We start from the raw sequence: 14893 nt of genomic DNA, 5'->3' as shown, positions 1-14893 counted from the left end.
ATAATAGGCTGGTCCGAACACGTCGATGACATCTGACATGACCTGAGCCGTAAAAGGTGGCTCTGGTTTTTTTGAATGGCTTTGATCCTTGCAAGGGTCCGGGCCATTCGGTGCTTCCATTCAAGTGGAAGCAGGGTGGTTTTGGTTTGCCGCAAGGTTTGCCAAATAAGCCAAATGGGATGGGCATTGGCAATGAGAACGATCAAGCGTTAAAAGGGCATTCGGTGGATGCCTTGGCATGCACAGGCGATGAAGGACGTGATACGCTGCGATAAGCGTTGGGGAGCTGCGAATAAGCTTTGATCCGACGATTTCCGAATGGGGAAACCCACCTTAGATGCCTAGAAAATCAGAATTGTCAGCAATGGCAATTGTGGTTTCTAGGTATCGTTACAAGGTATCTTATCCTGAATACATAGGGGTAAGAAGCGAACGCGGGGAACTGAAACATCTAAGTACCCGTAGGAAAGGACATCAACCGAGACTCCGTCAGTAGCGGCGAGCGAACGCGGACCAGGCCAGTGGCATTGGTAAGTAAAGTGGAACGATCTGGAAAGGTCGGCCGTAGCGGGTGATAGCCCCGTACACGTAATCCTTATCATTGTCCTAGAGTAAGGCGGGACACGTGAAATCCTGTCTGAACGTGGGGGGACCACCCTCCAAGCCTAAGTACTCGTGCATGACCGATAGCGAACAAGTACCGTGAGGGAAAGGTGAAAAGCACCCCGACAAGGGGAGTGAAATAGTTCCTGAAACCGGATGCCTACAAGCAGTCGGAGGGCGAAAGCCTGACGGCGTACCTTTTGTATAATGGGTCAACGACTTAGTGCATCAAGCAAGCTTAAGCCGATAGGTGTAGGCGCAGCGAAAGCGAGTCTTAATAGGGCGATTAGTTTGTTGCATTAGACCCGAAACCGAGTGATCTAGCCATGAGCAGGTTGAAGGTTGGGTAACACCAACTGGAGGACCGAACCCATATCTGTTGCAATAGATCGGGATGACTTGTGGTTAGGGGTGAAAGGCCAATCAAACTCGGAGATAGCTGGTTCTCCGCGAAAACTATTTAGGTAGTGCGTCGACCGAATACCCTCGGGGGTAGAGCACTGGATGGGCTATGGGGACTCACCGTCTTACTGATCCTAACCAAACTCCGAATACCGAGGAGTACTAGTCGGCAGACACACGGCGGGTGCTAACGTCCGTCGTGAAGAGGGAAACAACCCTGACCTCCATCTAAGGTCCCCAAGTCATGGCTAAGTGGGAAAGGATGTGAGACTCCCAAAACAACCAGGATGTTGGCTTAGAAGCAGCCATCATTTAAAGAAAGCGTAACAGCTCACTGGTCTAATTAAGGGGTCTTGCGCCGAAAATGTACCGGGGCTAAAGCCATGCACCGAAGCTGAGGATGTGCAGTTTACTGCACGTGGTAGCGGAGCGTTCTGTAAGTCTGTGAAGGGAGACCCGTGAGGGCTCCTGGAGATATCAGAAGTGCGAATGTTGACATGAGTAACGATAAAGGGAGTGAGAGACTCCCTCGCCGAAAGACCAAGGGTTCCTGCTTAAAGTTAATCTGAGCAGGGTTAGCCGGCCCCTAAGGCGAGGCCGAAAGGCGTAGTCGATGGGAACCACGTTAATATTCGTGGGCCTGGTGGTAGTGACGGATCTCGTGTGTTGTATCTCCTTATTGGATTGGAGGTGCAGCGAAGAGGTTCCAGGAAATAGCTCCACCGTATAGACCGTACCCGAAACCGACACAGGTGGTCAGGTAGAGAATACCAAGGCGCTTGAGAGAACTGCGTTGAAGGAACTCGGCAAATTGCACGCGTAACTTCGGAAGAAGCGTGACCCTTGTTTACGCAAGTAGATGAGGGTGGCACAGACCAGGGGGTAGCGACTGTTTATCAAAAACACAGGGCTCTGCGAAGTCGCAAGACGACGTATAGGGCCTGACGCCTGCCCGGTGCTGGAAGGTTAAGAGGAGAGGTGCAAGCTTTGAATCGAAGCCCCAGTAAACGGCGGCCGTAACTATAACGGTCCTAAGGTAGCGAAATTCCTTGTCGGGTAAGTTCCGACCTGCACGAATGGCGTAACGACTTCCCCGCTGTCTCCAACGCAGACTCAGTGAAATTGAATTCCCCGTGAAGATGCGGGGTTCCTGCGGTCAGACGGAAAGACCCCGTGCACCTTTACTATAGCTTTACACTGGCATTCGCCAAGGCATGTGTAGGATAGGTGGTAGGCTTTGAAGCATGGGCGCCAGCTCGTGTGGAGCCATCCTTGAAATACCACCCTTATCTTCGTGGATGTCTAACCGCGGTCCGTTATCCGGATCCGGGACAGTGTATGGTGGGTAGTTTGACTGGGGCGGTCGCCTCCGAAAGAGTAACGGAGGCGCGCGATGGTAGGCTCAGACCGGTCGGAAATCGGTCGTCGAGTGCAATGGCATAAGCCTGCCTGACTGCGAGACTGACAAGTCGAGCAGAGACGAAAGTCGGTCATAGTGATCCGGTGGTCCCGCGTGGAAGGGCCATCGCTCAACGGATAAAAGGTACGCCGGGGATAACAGGCTGATGACCCCCAAGAGTCCATATCGACGGGGTTGTTTGGCACCTCGATGTCGGCTCATCGCATCCTGGGGCTGGAGCAGGTCCCAAGGGTTTGGCTGTTCGCCAATTAAAGCGGTACGTGAGCTGGGTTCAGAACGTCGTGAGACAGTTCGGTCCCTATCTGCCGTGGGTGTAGGAATATTGATAGGATCTGTCCCTAGTACGAGAGGACCGGGATGGACGTATCTCTGGTGGACCTGTTGTCGTGCCAACGGCATAGCAGGGTAGCTATATACGGAATGGATAACCGCTGAAGGCATCTAAGCGGGAAACCAACCTAAAAACGAGTATTCCCTGAGAGTCGTGGAAGACTACCACGTTGATAGGCTGGGTGTGGAAGCGCAGTAATGTGTGAAGCTTACCAGTACTAATAGCTCGATCGGCTTGATCGTTCTCATTGCTTGTGCTCATCGAAACAAACTTCGGTGTGCCAGCGATTGTGTTCATAAGACTAAAGGGACTAGCCTCCCGCCAGCTTCTCAATCAACTTGCACATGTAGCCATGTGCAATGTTGCGCTTTGCCGACCTGGTGGTCATGGCGGGGCGGCTGCACCCGTTCCCATTCCGAACACGGCCGTGAAACGCCCCTGCGCCGATGGTACTTCGTCTTAAGACGCGGGAGAGTAGGTCGCTGCCAGGTCTGCAAAGCGCAACACATATCTTCTCAAACTTACGAAACTTGGAACTGCCGCGGGTCGCATTCGCGGCCCGTTTTTTGCTTTTATGCCTCGAGCAACATTCGCTCAAGGCTTGTCGCGGGGTGGAGCAGCCCCAGCCGAACCGCAGAGGCAAAGCCTCGAGGATCGGCGAACAAAAGACCGGGCATGCCCGGAAGCTCAAAATTTATCGCGGGGTGGAGCAGCCCGGTAGCTCGTCAGGCTCATAACCTGAAGGTCGCAGGTTCAAATCCTGCCCCCGCAACCACTGAAACTTGTAAGTCCTGCCATTCTCGGCGCTTACCCTCAAGTTCCTCCGCACACAGCGCGAGGAACTTTTTGCGTTTGGGATCCGTGTCAAGAACGCCCTTGTCGATCAGGTTGTGGAACTCGTACTCCTGAGCCGTCCGGAATTCCGCTTCCATCGCCTTGATCGTGTCCATCGTTGCCAGAATGCTCACGATTGCACCATGGACGAAGAGTTCAATGCCGTTGCCGTTCTCGGCCGGCCCTATCACCACTTGTTGGACCAACCCGCGGATCATGGTGATGAACGGCTGCTTGGTCTCGGCATCTGCATGCTCGCGCATATAGTACATCACCGCATTAATAACCCGTTGGACGACTTCCGGCGTCACATCGTCAGCCAGGTTGATCGGCTTGGTGGTCCTGGCCACTTCCAGTTCCTGCTTCAGGTCCGTGATTTTGCCTTCAAGCTCATCGACCATATCGTCGAGGCTGGCAATGACGGGACGGTTGGCCTGGATGCGATCGGTGATCTGCTTGAGGACTGATTTTTGTTCCTGCTGCTTTGCAACGATCTTTTGTTCGAGTGCAGGGATGCTGGTCCCCGCCTTCGCCTGTCGGGCTGCCAGGCTCTGTTTGGTGGCAGTTATGACGGTCTCGATATTGACCAGATTCCAGAGGGCATTGGGGATACAGGTCAGCACACGGTCTTCAAGTTCCTGCCTGCTGATCGTCTTGGAATTGGTGCAGATGCCTCCGTCGAGGCTGTCGAGGGGCAGCTTCTTGCCGCGGTTTGTGCAGCTGTAGCGATCCTTCCCTGAAATAGCATAGGGACCGCCGCAGTGGGCGCAGCGCAGAATACCGCTCAGCAGATAGCTTGGCCGATGTGTCCGGTTCAGCTTGTTCGTTGTCGTTGACTCGTAATTGTCCCGGACAGCCACCTGGCGCTGCTTGACCCTGTCCCAGAGCGCATCGTCAATGATCCTGAGCTCTGGTTTGTCGACAACGACCCAGGTGGTCTCAGCGTTCATCCGGGCTTCGCGTTTCTCGGTCTTGGGGTTCTTGTGAAAGTTGCGCCGGTTGAAGATGGTGCGGCCGCGATAGCTCTCGTTGTTCAAAATTCCGGTACCTCGATTCACATGCCCACGGATGGCGGTATCGCGCCATTTGTAGCCGCGAGGACCGGGTACTTCTCTTCGGTTAAGTTCCTGGGCGATCTGAATAGGGGACCGCCCATTTGCATATTCCCTAAATATCTCCTGGATGATGGAGGCCTGATCGGTATCGATCTCGCGCATGCCGGGGATACGATCACCCTTGGCATCGTATTGCTGACCAACACGGTATCCATTAGCCATCCTGGAGTTGCCCCCTGAAAGTGGTCCACCAACTGGGATAGATTATCCCTCAAATTGGAGGATCAGCGATGGCTGGAAAACGAGAGAAGCCGGAAGAGATTGTATCGAAGCTTCGGCAGGTTGAAGTTCTGCAAGGGCAAGGTGCGACGATTGCTGACGCGGTGCGCCAGATCGGCGTGACACAGCAGACGTTTTATCGATGGCGGAAGCTCTATGGCGGGATGCAGCGATCTCAACTCACTCGGCTGAAAGAGCTGGAGAAGGAGAACCAGCGGCTTCGGCGGGCGGTGTCTGACCTGACACTGGACAAACTCATCCTGACCGAGGCGGCAAAGGGAAACTTCTAAGCCCTTCGCGTCGGCGCAAGTGCATCGACCATGTGCGGCGGGAGCTCGGCGTATCAGAACGCCGCGCCTGCCGCACGCTCGGACAACACCGATCCACACAGCGCAAGGTGCCACAGGGCCGGGCAGATGAAGAACGGCTGACCGATGATATCATCGAACTGGCCGACAAGTACGGGCGCTATGGGTATCGCATGGTCACCGGTCTGCTGAACAACGCGGGCTGGCAGGTAAACCATAAGCGGGTTGAGCGCATCTGGCGGCGTGAAGGGCTGAAAGTGCCACAAAAGCAGAAGAAAAAGGGGCGGCTTTGGCTGAACGACGGATCATGTGTGCGTCTCAGACCGGAACGGCCAAACCACGTCTGGTCCTACGACTTCGTCCAGGATCGAACCGCTGACGGCCGCGTCTATCGGACGCTGAATATCATCGACGAATACACCAGGGAGGCACTCATGATCCGCGTGGACCGCAAGCTCAACTCAACGGACGTGCTGGATGCTCTGACAGACCTATTCATCCTGCGCGACCCGCCGGAATACATTCGGTCGGACAATGGGCCGGAATTTATCGCCCAGAAAGTGCGGGATTGGATTGCAGCTGTTGGAGCCAAGACGGCCTACATAGAGCCAGGCTCACCATGGGAGAACGGATACTGCGAAAGCTTCAACGCCCGGTTCCGCGACGAGCTGCTGAACGGCGAAATCTTCTACAGCCTAAGGGAGGCGCAAATCCTGATCGAGCAATGGCGTATCCACTACAACACCGTCAGGCCGCATAGCGCTCTGGGCTACCGCCCGCCCGCGCCGGAAAGCATTGTCCCGATGGACCAGACGCCCATGATGCACTAACAATCAAACCGGACCACCTGATGGGGGCACGCCACAGGCACTTGGAGACAGGCATCTGCCTGAGCCATTGATCAGCCAATTCCTGCCCCGGATGTATGATGATGTGTCTGCCAACCGCCTAACTCCGACGGCACGCAACCTCACCATCGCCGCGATCCGTAAAGCGCTTTTGCCCTATTCCAAGGCAAGTAGGATCGACCACCTGCCTTCTGAATGACCGCATCTAATCCGATTTGAAATGTGGTCTGTGAGCAGAATACTCTTTAGGCGAGCTCTCGGGTTGATCTTTTGGCTTGTAAGGTGCGGTTCCCGTGGGACATCTTGAACTGATGCGGTGGATGCCCCCACCCAGCGGCATCGGGTATACCAAGACGGTTCTATATTCACCGAGCGGAGGGCGCATCAATGACATCGAAGATCAGCATTCTGGCAATCGACTTAGCAAAAGGCAGCTTTCAGGCTTGTGCGGTCGGATCTGATGGGAGGGTACTGTATAATCGGGCACTGTCTCGGAACCGGTTGGCGACGCTTCTGGGCGAGCAGCCGGCCTGTGTAGTCGCGATGGAGGCATGCGCCACGTCGCATCACTGGGGCCGGATGGCGCAGTCTCACGGTCATGAAGTGCGTCTGGTGCCTGTGGCGTGCCCCCATCAGGTGGTCCGGTTTGATTATTAGTGCATCATGGGCGTCTGGTCCATCGGGACAATGCTTTCCGGCGCGGGCGGGCGGTAGCCCAGAGCGCTATGCGGCCTGACGGTGTTGTAGTGGATACGCCATTGCTCGATCAGGATTTGCGCCTCCCTTAGGCTGTAGAAGATTTCGCCGTTCAGCAGCTCGTCGCGGAACCGGGCGTTGAAGCTTTCGCAGTATCCGTTCTCCCATGGTGAGCCTGGCTCTATGTAGGCCGTCTTGGCTCCAACAGCTGCAATCCAATCCCGCACTTTCTGGGCGATAAATTCCGGCCCATTGTCCGACCGAATGTATTCCGGCGGGTCGCGCAGGATGAATAGGTCTGTCAGAGCATCCAGCACGTCCGTTGAGTTGAGCTTGCGGTCCACGCGGATCATGAGTGCCTCCCTGGTGTATTCGTCGATGATATTCAGCGTCCGATAGACGCGGCCGTCAGCGGTTCGATCCTGGACGAAGTCGTAGGACCAGACGTGGTTTGGCCGTTCCGGTCTGAGACGCACACATGATCCGTCGTTCAGCCAAAGCCGCCCCTTTTTCTTCTGCTTTTGTGGCACTTTCAGCCCTTCACGCCGCCAGATGCGCTCAACCCGCTTATGGTTTACCTGCCAGCCCGCGTTGTTCAGCAGACCGGTGACCATGCGATACCCATAGCGCCCGTACTTGTCGGCCAGTTCGATGATATCATCGGTCAGCCGTTCTTCATCTGCCCGGCCCTGTGGCACCTTGCGCTGTGTGGATCGGTGTTGTCCGAGCGTGCGGCAGGCGCGGCGTTCTGATACGCCGAGCTCCCGCCGCACATGGTCGATGCACTTGCGCCGACGCGAAGGGCTTAGAAGTTTCCCTTTGCCGCCTCGGTCAGGATGAGTTTGTCCAGTGTCAGGTCAGACACCGCCCGCCGAAGCCGCTGGTTCTCCTTCTCCAGCTCTTTCAGCCGAGTGAGTTGAGATCGCTGCATCCCGCCATAGAGCTTCCGCCATCGATAAAACGTCTGCTGTGTCACGCCGATCTGGCGCACCGCGTCAGCAATCGTCGCACCTTGCCCTTGCAGAACTTCAACCTGCCGAAGCTTCGATACAATCTCTTCCGGCTTCTCTCGTTTTCCAGCCATCGCTGATCCTCCAATTTGAGGGATAATCTATCCCAGTTGGTGGACCACTTTCAGGGGGCAACTCCACCTGCGGCGTATGTGAAACCGTTCGTCAAGCGCCAGAAGAATGACCGCGCGGACGCGGAGGCTATCGCAGAGGCGGCCATGCGCCCGACCATGCGTTTCGTGGCAGTGAAGAGTGCCGAAACCCAAGGCCGTGCTGTGGCGTTCCGCACCCATCAATGCTTGGTCCGGCAGCGCACGCAGCTCATCAACGCGCTCCGCGGACATCTGGCCGAATTCGGGCTGGTGGCGCCGAAGGGACCGGCGAGCCTGAAACTACTCGAGAATGCGTTGGCGGACGAGAGCAGCGACCTGCCTGACCCGGTTCGTGAGATGGGGGCGGTTTATCTCGAGCAGATCGCGCGGCTGACCGACGTGATCGAACGGCTGGCAAACGAGTTGGAAGATGCATCGAAGACAGATTGTGAGTTGCGGCGGCTTTGCACCATCCCCGGGATCGGCCCCGTGACGGCAGGCGCCGTGGCGGCGTTTGCGCCCGACCTCGACACTTTTGACAGTGGGCGGAACTTTGCGGCCTGGCTCGGCCTGGTGCCACGGCAGAGGTCCACGGGGGGCAAGGCCAGGCTGGGGTCGGTCAGCAAGATGGGGCAGACCGACATCCGCCGACTGCTAATCGTCGGAGCGATGAGCGTGATCCGCTGGGTCGTCCGAAAGGGTGGCAGTTCGAATCGCTGGCTCGCTGCTCTCGTAGCACGCAAGCCAAGGATGGTCGCGGCCGTTGCGCTGGCGAATAAGATGGCCCGAATGATCTGGGCCATGTCGACCAAGCAAGAGAATTATCGAATGGCGTGACCTGAAACCGAGAAGGGAAAAGGCACGACATGGCCGCAAGGCCGGGGTGAGCGATCGACGAGGAGTACGCGACACGGACTTCGAAGTTCAAGGCAGGGAAATTCAGACCCGGGGCTCGAGCGCTTGCAGCTCTCTGAACCGATGTGAACCCAGCTTTCCGAACAGCATACCGGCCCGTGGCGTCATCGAAGGCCACAACCTGAGGCCTGACACACGTCCGATCGAAGACCCCGCCGAAAAATCGAAGATAAAGCTTGCCAAACAGGGGGCATCCACACACGCCCCGGGTGTGCTGGAGGCCATTTCGTTTAAGCTATGCGGCCATAGCTGCTTCGTCCAGCATGGCGTAATATCGTTCTTCAGCTTCGGCTGGCGGTATATTCCCGATGGGCTGCAGAAGTCGTCGGTGGTTGAACCAGTCGACCCATTCCAGGGTGGCGAATTCCACCGTCTCGAAGCTCCTCTATCGTCCACGTCGATGGATGACCTCGGCCTTGTAGAGACTGTTGATCGTTTCGGCGAGGGCATTGTCGTAACTGTAGCCGACACTTCCGACAGAAGGTTCGATACCAGCTTCCGCCAACCGCTCGGAATACCGAATGGACACGTATTGGACACCTCGATCCGAGTGATGCGCGAGGCCGCCACCATGAGCGGGACGCCGATCATGAAGCGCCTGCTCCAGAGCGTCGAGGACAAAGCCTGCATGTGCCGTCCTGCTCGCCCGCCAGACAACTATGCGGCGAGCGAAGACGTCGATGACAGACGCCTGATTGAGGCCTTTACCGCCGCTGATCGCCCTGTCGGTGCGTGTGATTGGACCTGCCTTGCGGCGTTGGCGTCATCTGGCGCTCTCATCGGAACCATGAGAGCATTTCAGAGAGTGTTTCAATCGTTCGGCGCTGCAGAATTACAAGTCTCTGTACAATCAGGCCCCCGCAACCAAATTTTACTTCGATACATTCAAAACAATGTCGCTGGCGCAAACGCTTCGCGTCCGCTGGCGAGGTAGCTCCTCGCGCTATGCACCATAAGCTGAAGGTCGCAGGTTCAAATCCTGCCCTCGCAAAACGAAATCATGAAGAATTGTCCCAAATCAACGCCCTCACGGGCGTTTTTTGCGTTCCCATACCAACGCCAAGAAACGGCTGGTCATCACGGCGCGGTGCTTGAACGCTTGAGCAATCCGAAACTCCATGTTTATGTCCTTGATCGGGCCGATTGTGACACGAATGCTCGCGTTGGCAACATGGACGTAGTGTTCAACGCCGCTGCCGACCTTTGCCGGCACGATCACGACTGATCCGTGCCTCTCAAACGTGCGCGATTCGGTAGTCCGTTCCGGCTGAAGAAGACGGACGATGAAGCGATCGCGGTTCGATGAAGAACAGATCATTCATTGCCTGGAAGGCGATTGCGCAGCAATCTGCCAAGAGCGGGCATTCCGAAGGAGCATCAAGCCGGGCTTGGTGCGAAGGAGCTATGCCGAAAACACGGTGTCAGAGACGCGACTTTCTATAAGTGGCGTGCGAAGTTAGCCTGCATGGAAGTGTCGGGCGCCAAGAAACTGAAGGCGCTGGAGGCCGAGAATACCAAGCTTAGAAAGCTGCTGGCTGAGCAGATGATGGACGTGTTCACTCTCAAGGAAATTCTGGGAAAACTTCTCAGGCCTGGTGCGCGGCGGCGCGCCATTACACAGAGGGAATATTGACAGCGACGCGCCTGCGCTTTGGTTGGGCTCGACCCGTGCGTTTATCGACGGTCGTCAACGCCATCGGACGATGCTGAACTGCGGGCGCGACTGAAGGAGCTCCCATCAGAGCGGCGACGGTTTGGCTACCAGCGTCTGCATGTCCTGCTGCGGGGTGAGGACTGGAAGAAACGGTCTTGCCTCTACAAGGAGGAAGGGCTGACCGTGCGCAAACGTGGCGGCAGGAAGCGCGCCTTGGGCACCAGAGTACCGATGGCAGTCCCGCAGGGGCCAAATCAGCGCTGGAGCCTGGACTTTGTATATGACAGTCTGGCCAGCGGACGTCGGTTCCGCATCCTGAACGTGATTGATGACTTCAGTCGGGAATGCCTGGCCGCTGTTGTCGATACGTCCCTGTCAGGCATTAGGGTCGCACGCGAACTGGACCAAATCGCCGAGATGCGGGGCTACCCCTGCATGTTGGTCAGTGACAATGGGACAGAGCTGGCCTCGAACGCGATCCTGAAATAGCAGGAGGACCGTAAAGTCGAATGGCACTACATCGCGCCGGGCAAGCCAAGCCCATGCAGAACGGATTCGTTGAAACATTCAATGGCCGGATGCGCGACGAATTTTTCAACGAACACCTGTTCAACAACCTACGTCATGCCCGCAACCTGGTGGCGGAATGGCGCGCCGACTTCAACTATCACCGCCCCGCACTCAAGCCTCGTGGGTCTGACACCACGGCAATGTGCTAACCGGTCAAACGAAGACAAAAACCTCAACCGAGATAACTTATAAACGGGGGCTCCATGGGGGGCTCAATCACGTCACTGATTGATCGGGTCGAATGTTCGCACCGGTCGCAGCGTCAAAAAGATGGCACATCGATGGGTCCGGGCGAACGGTGATGGTCTCGCCCGGGATGAATGAGCGCCGTTCGCGTAGGGTAAGAATCACAGGCTGCCCGGCGAGACGGATCATCACCTGCGTTTCGGCTCCGGTGGGTTCTACCGCCAGCACGTCGACCTCGATCCCCGCGGGATCGAGCACGAAATGTTCCGGCCTCAGGCCGAGAACAATGTCGCCGGAAACCTGGTTGCGCAGATCCCCAAGCTTGATCGTGGTGCCGTCGGCGGCGGTGAAAAGCCCATCGGCAACCGTGCCTTCGATCATGTTCATCGCCGGAGAGCCGATGAACCCCGCCACGAACAGATTTGCCGGGTGGTCGTAAAGCTCAAGCGGGGTGCCGATCTGTTCGATGCGGCCGTCATTCATCACCACAATTCGGTCTGCCATGGTCATCGCTTCGACCTGATCGTGGGTGACATAGACTGTGGTTGTCTTTAGTCGAGCGTGGTTCTGTTTGACTTCAAAACGCATCTGCACCCGCAGTTTGGCATCGAGATTGGAGAGCGGTTCGTCGAACAGATATACTGCCGGATCGCGCACGATGGCGCGTCCCATGGCAACGCGCTGGCGCTGTCCTCCCGAAAGCTGTTTCGGCATCCGGTCAAGATAGGGGGTCAAGCCCAGTATTTCGGCGACCCGAGCGATCCGATCATCGCGGTCCTTGCGCGGGATCTTCTTCAGCCGCAGCGCGTAATCCATATTTTGTGCCACAGTCATGTGAGGATAAAGCGCATAGGACTGGAACACCATGGCGATGTCGCGATCTTTGGGGGCCAGCTCGTTGATGATCTCACCTTCAATGGAAATGGTGCCGCCGTTAATTTCCTCAAGTCCGGCAATCATTCGCAGCAATGTAGATTTGCCACAGCCCGATGGCCCGACCAACACCAGAAACTCGCCATCGGTAATGTCGATGGAAACACCCTTGAGGACATCCTGCCCGCCATAGTGCTTCCTGACATCGCTGATCGTTAAAACGCCCATGAAATCGCCCCGTCTGCTCTATGGTGGGTCTGGTGAATGTGCATTGGCAATGCTCTCAGGTTGGAATGCGGTAAAACTGTGCGGCATTGCCGGCAAACAACGCATGTTGTTCGGTCCCGGATAACCCGGCAAAGGTCCGGAGAAAATTGTCGTAGGTTTGCTGGAAACTTGCATGGAAAGTGACGACCGGATGGTCGCTGCCCAGCATGCAGCGGGAAATACCAAAAGCGTCGAGGCAGGTCAGCGCAACCGAGGACAGGCTTTCGGCATTCCAGTCCGGGTCATAGGCCACCAGATCCGAAATCTTAAGCACGACATTTGGGACCTCTGCCAAAAGTTTCAGGCCGTTTGCCCAATGGGCCATGCCCTCCGGGCTGCGGTCAAAAGGGGATCCGCAATGGTTGATGGCGAAGCGCTGGTCTGGGAAATTTCGCACCAGATCCAGCGCATCCTCGATCTGCCAGGGCGACATCAACAGATCAAACGACAGATCAAGGGGGGCGAGCCGCGCCAGGCCCGCGCGCCAACTCGGATCGGCCATCCGGTGACGATCAGTGACTGCCGATCGGGTCGGGTCAGGATGCCAACTGACAATGTCGCGGATGCCAACCACCCGCTCGCGGCCGGCGAGCGCTTCAAGATATGGCTCGACCCCGGCGTGGCCCAGATCGGCAAAGGCCACATAGCGCGCGGCGATGCCATCAGGACGGGACAGGGCATCAAGCCAGTCGGTCTCGCCCATCGGATCGGCGGGATCCCAGTTTGCCTCGATATGCACGCTGGCCACCACGTCAAACCCTTCGACTGCCCCCAGGTAATCCTGGGGCAGACATGATTGCCCCAGCACCGGGTCATTTTTGCCGCGCAACCAAGGGTGACGGTCCAGCGTTCGATCCCAAAAGTGATGGTGGGAATCGATGATCGGACCGGTGTAACGTCCCTTGTCGTCCACAAGCGCGGCCATGATCAGTGGCCCATGTAGCGGCGTTGGGTGATCCGCTCGATCAGCGTCAGCCAGCGCCGGGCGGTTTCAGGCGGCGCATTGGTTATCTCGGCCAACGCATTTTCGGCAAGCGTGTCGAGCCGGGCCAGCGGAAGTTGCGCATTGGCGTCAATTTCTTCGGCGATGGCGATGAAGCGATCCGCCTGTTCGCGCGAGTCAAACAACGGTGCGACGTCGCGATCAAGGAATTCTTCCCAACTCAGCGTAGGGTCCCAGCCAAAGCGCGAAAATGCCAGATATCCGATCTCGGTGGTGGCGTTATAGGCAGATACTTCGCCCCAGATCGTCAGGCCCTTCATGCCCATGGCATGACCGCGCTGGCACATGTCGGCAAAGCTGCGGGCATTGAAAGCATAACGTTCGGTCCGACCGTCGCCGTTCCATTGGCAGGCAAATTGGCACCGCAACACGTTGGGTTGAGTTGGCAGAGAGGCAACAAATTCGGCTGTCACCGTGTCACGCAACCGTGCCCAATATGTACGGTTTGCCGTGTGTTGATAGATCGCGCCGGGCGGCAATTTCGCCTGTTCGCTGGCTGCGACAGGTTCGACCAGATTGTCCCATTGCATCTCGCAATAGATCCAAAGATCGGGCTTTGCCGCCTTGGCCGCGCGGTAAAGACGTGGAAAGTTTGCGGCCATGTCGGAATGGGACCAGCTGTCGCCGTATTCGTCCTCGCGGCGGGCAGCCTCGGCTTCATTGGCGCGGCGCGCGACGCATCGATCACAATCGCAAACGCCGTAATCACCGCTTTCGATGTTGATACCACCGATATCAAAGGTTTCGGCCAGCCAGGTTACCGCTTGTTCCATCCATTCCATGGTTTCGGGTGCACTTGGGCAGGCGGTCATGGTGTAATCGGAATGGGGAAAGTTCAGCGGAAAATCGAGATCGGCGATCTGAAAACCGATGTCGCGGCTCATCTTTGCCGTATGTTCGGGATTGCTCTTTAGCCAGGTGGACAGGTTAAAGCGGTGGTTGCCTTCCCAATACACCCCGCCATAGGCGCCGATGGCGATGCCCGGAATGATGCGCACACCCCGTTCCCGCCCATATCGGCACAACTCGTGCGCGGCCTCGATACCGCCGTGACTGTCGCGCAGAAAACCGTAAATAACGACGCCGCCAATCCGGTTCGCAGAACAGAAATCCACCAGGCGCTTGTAATCGGCCAGAAAGCCGCCCGGCGGCTTTTGATAGGGATTGAATACACCGATTTCCTGGTGGCCGATCTGGGACAGTTCCCAGTTTGTCGAGTGATCCCATGTCCAAAAGCTGAGATAGGGCATGCCGGGACCATCGGAAATCGGCGCGTCGCCCAGTTGGCTCAGGTTCAAGTCGGGGCCACAGCGTTTCAAGAGCTCTTGCGCAGCATAGATCACGCCAGAAAATGGTCCCCCGCGAAGTTCGACCCCGTCGGCAACCGGGGTGATGGTGAAATGCCCCTCTGCCAATTCCGGATCGTCAATCAGATGCACCGTCAGGGTGTCCAAGACCCCCGGTGCTGACCCTTCTTGCAGAATTCGCGCAGCGTGTACGTGAAGGGGTGCGCCATTGATTGCCATGCCGTTTTCTCCCTTGGTCTG

9 protein-coding genes, 1 tRNA gene, 2 rRNA genes and 5 pseudogenes are annotated in these 14893 nt (G+C 56.9%); 10 read left to right on the top strand and 7 right to left on the bottom strand.

Going from position 1 to position 14893, the window contains the following annotated elements:
• Positions 1 to 200 precede the first annotated feature (200 nt).
• From OEG84_RS13275 to OEG84_RS13255, 5 genes are all read left to right on the top strand, one after another.
• Positions 201 to 2998: ribosomal RNA gene (locus tag OEG84_RS13275) — 23S ribosomal RNA — on the top strand.
• A 134-nt stretch (positions 2999 to 3132) separates the two neighbouring features.
• Positions 3133 to 3247 (top strand): 5S ribosomal RNA (rrf, locus tag OEG84_RS13270).
• Positions 3248 to 3454: 207 nt separating this feature from the next.
• Positions 3455 to 3531: transfer RNA gene (locus OEG84_RS13265), tRNA-Met, on the top strand.
• A gap of 202 nt (positions 3532 to 3733) precedes the next feature.
• Complete coding sequence (locus tag OEG84_RS13260; protein WP_267654102.1) at positions 3734 to 4057, top strand: hypothetical protein; 324 nt, start codon at positions 3734 to 3736, stop codon at positions 4055 to 4057.
• Between the two features lie 3 nt (positions 4058 to 4060).
• Positions 4061 to 4330 carry a hypothetical protein gene (locus tag OEG84_RS13255; RefSeq protein WP_267654101.1) on the top strand — a complete coding sequence of 90 codons (270 nt, stop codon included), beginning with the start codon at positions 4061 to 4063 and terminating at the stop codon, positions 4328 to 4330.
• On the opposite strand, the pseudogene OEG84_RS13250 reads toward OEG84_RS13255, so the two are convergent.
• Positions 4268 to 4807, bottom strand: a pseudogene (locus OEG84_RS13250) (recombinase family protein); the annotation flags it as partial. The gene OEG84_RS13255 and the pseudogene OEG84_RS13250 sit on opposite strands and share 63 nt — an antisense overlap.
• A gap of 128 nt (positions 4808 to 4935) precedes the next feature.
• On the opposite strand from OEG84_RS13250, the gene OEG84_RS13245 reads away from it, so the two are divergent.
• From OEG84_RS13245 to OEG84_RS13240, 3 genes and pseudogenes are all read left to right on the top strand, one after another.
• Positions 4936 to 6062, top strand: a protein-coding gene (locus tag OEG84_RS13245; RefSeq protein WP_267652815.1) for an IS3 family transposase whose coding sequence is annotated in 2 segments (ribosomal slippage) — positions 4936 to 5200 and positions 5200 to 6062 — 1128 coding nt in all. Because the reading frame shifts where the segments join, the coding sequence is not laid out codon by codon here.
• Positions 6063 to 6111: 49 nt separating this feature from the next.
• Positions 6112 to 6279: pseudogene (locus tag OEG84_RS25535) on the top strand (class II D-tagatose-bisphosphate aldolase non-catalytic subunit); the annotation flags it as partial.
• Positions 6280 to 6467: 188 nt separating this feature from the next.
• On the top strand, positions 6468 to 6737 hold the full coding sequence (locus OEG84_RS13240; protein ID WP_267654188.1) for a hypothetical protein: 270 nt from the start codon (positions 6468 to 6470) through the stop codon (positions 6735 to 6737).
• Here OEG84_RS13240 and OEG84_RS13235 read toward each other — a convergent pair.
• Positions 6734 to 7860, bottom strand: a protein-coding gene (locus OEG84_RS13235) for an IS3 family transposase (protein ID WP_267652815.1) whose coding sequence is annotated in 2 segments (ribosomal slippage) — positions 6734 to 7596 and positions 7596 to 7860 — 1128 coding nt in all. Because the reading frame shifts where the segments join, the coding sequence is not laid out codon by codon here. The two genes, OEG84_RS13240 and OEG84_RS13235, sit on opposite strands and share 4 nt — an antisense overlap.
• 66 nt (positions 7861 to 7926) lie before the next feature.
• Between OEG84_RS13235 and OEG84_RS13230 the strand changes: the two are divergent.
• Positions 7927 to 8715, top strand: a pseudogene (locus OEG84_RS13230) (IS110 family RNA-guided transposase); the annotation flags it as partial.
• Between the two features lie 313 nt (positions 8716 to 9028).
• On the opposite strand, the pseudogene OEG84_RS13225 reads toward OEG84_RS13230, so the two are convergent.
• Positions 9029 to 9484 (bottom strand): annotated as a pseudogene (locus OEG84_RS13225) (DDE-type integrase/transposase/recombinase); the annotation flags it as partial.
• 336 nt (positions 9485 to 9820) lie between these two features.
• Positions 9821 to 10111 (bottom strand): hypothetical protein, encoded by a 291-nt coding sequence (locus tag OEG84_RS13220; protein ID WP_267656316.1) that lies wholly within the window; start codon positions 10109 to 10111, stop codon positions 9821 to 9823.
• Between OEG84_RS13220 and OEG84_RS13215 the strand changes: the two are divergent.
• Positions 10077 to 11209: pseudogene (locus OEG84_RS13215) on the top strand (IS3 family transposase). The gene OEG84_RS13220 and the pseudogene OEG84_RS13215 overlap by 35 nt on opposite strands.
• A gap of 24 nt (positions 11210 to 11233) precedes the next feature.
• Here the strand turns inward: OEG84_RS13215 and OEG84_RS13210 are convergent.
• The 3 genes from OEG84_RS13210 to OEG84_RS13200 are packed head-to-tail and all read right to left on the bottom strand — an operon-like array spanning position 11234 to position 14800.
• Positions 11234 to 12304 carry an ABC transporter ATP-binding protein gene (locus OEG84_RS13210; RefSeq protein WP_267654186.1) on the bottom strand — a complete coding sequence of 357 codons (1071 nt, stop codon included), beginning with the start codon at positions 12302 to 12304 and terminating at the stop codon, positions 11234 to 11236.
• A gap of 55 nt (positions 12305 to 12359) precedes the next feature.
• Positions 12360 to 13268 carry an amidohydrolase family protein gene (locus OEG84_RS13205; RefSeq protein WP_267654185.1) on the bottom strand — a complete coding sequence of 303 codons (909 nt, stop codon included), beginning with the start codon at positions 13266 to 13268 and terminating at the stop codon, positions 12360 to 12362.
• 2 nt (positions 13269 to 13270) lie between these two features.
• Positions 13271 to 14800, bottom strand: a complete 1530-nt coding sequence (locus OEG84_RS13200) for a hypothetical protein (RefSeq protein ID WP_267654184.1) — start codon at positions 14798 to 14800, stop codon at positions 13271 to 13273.
• Positions 14801 to 14893 lie beyond the last annotated feature (93 nt).

Source organism: Hoeflea algicola, assembly GCF_026619415.1.
In the GTDB taxonomy this organism is placed as follows: Bacteria; Pseudomonadota; Alphaproteobacteria; order Rhizobiales; family Rhizobiaceae; genus Hoeflea; species Hoeflea algicola.
This window is presented reverse-complemented; position numbering and strand designations above follow the sequence as displayed.

Coding starts and splice junctions, on each gene's coding strand:
- OEG84_RS13260 (WP_267654102.1), top strand. CDS start 3,734: ATGGACGAAGAGTTCAATGCCGTTGCCGTTCTCGGCCGGCCCTATCAC.
- OEG84_RS13240 (WP_267654188.1), top strand. CDS start 6,468: ATGACATCGAAGATCAGCATTCTGGCAATCGACTTAGCAAAAGGCAGC.
- OEG84_RS13220 (WP_267656316.1), bottom strand. CDS start 10,111: ATGATCTGTTCTTCATCGAACCGCGATCGCTTCATCGTCCGTCTTCTT.
- OEG84_RS13210 (WP_267654186.1), bottom strand. CDS start 12,304: ATGGGCGTTTTAACGATCAGCGATGTCAGGAAGCACTATGGCGGGCAG.
- OEG84_RS13205 (WP_267654185.1), bottom strand. CDS start 13,268: ATGGCCGCGCTTGTGGACGACAAGGGACGTTACACCGGTCCGATCATC.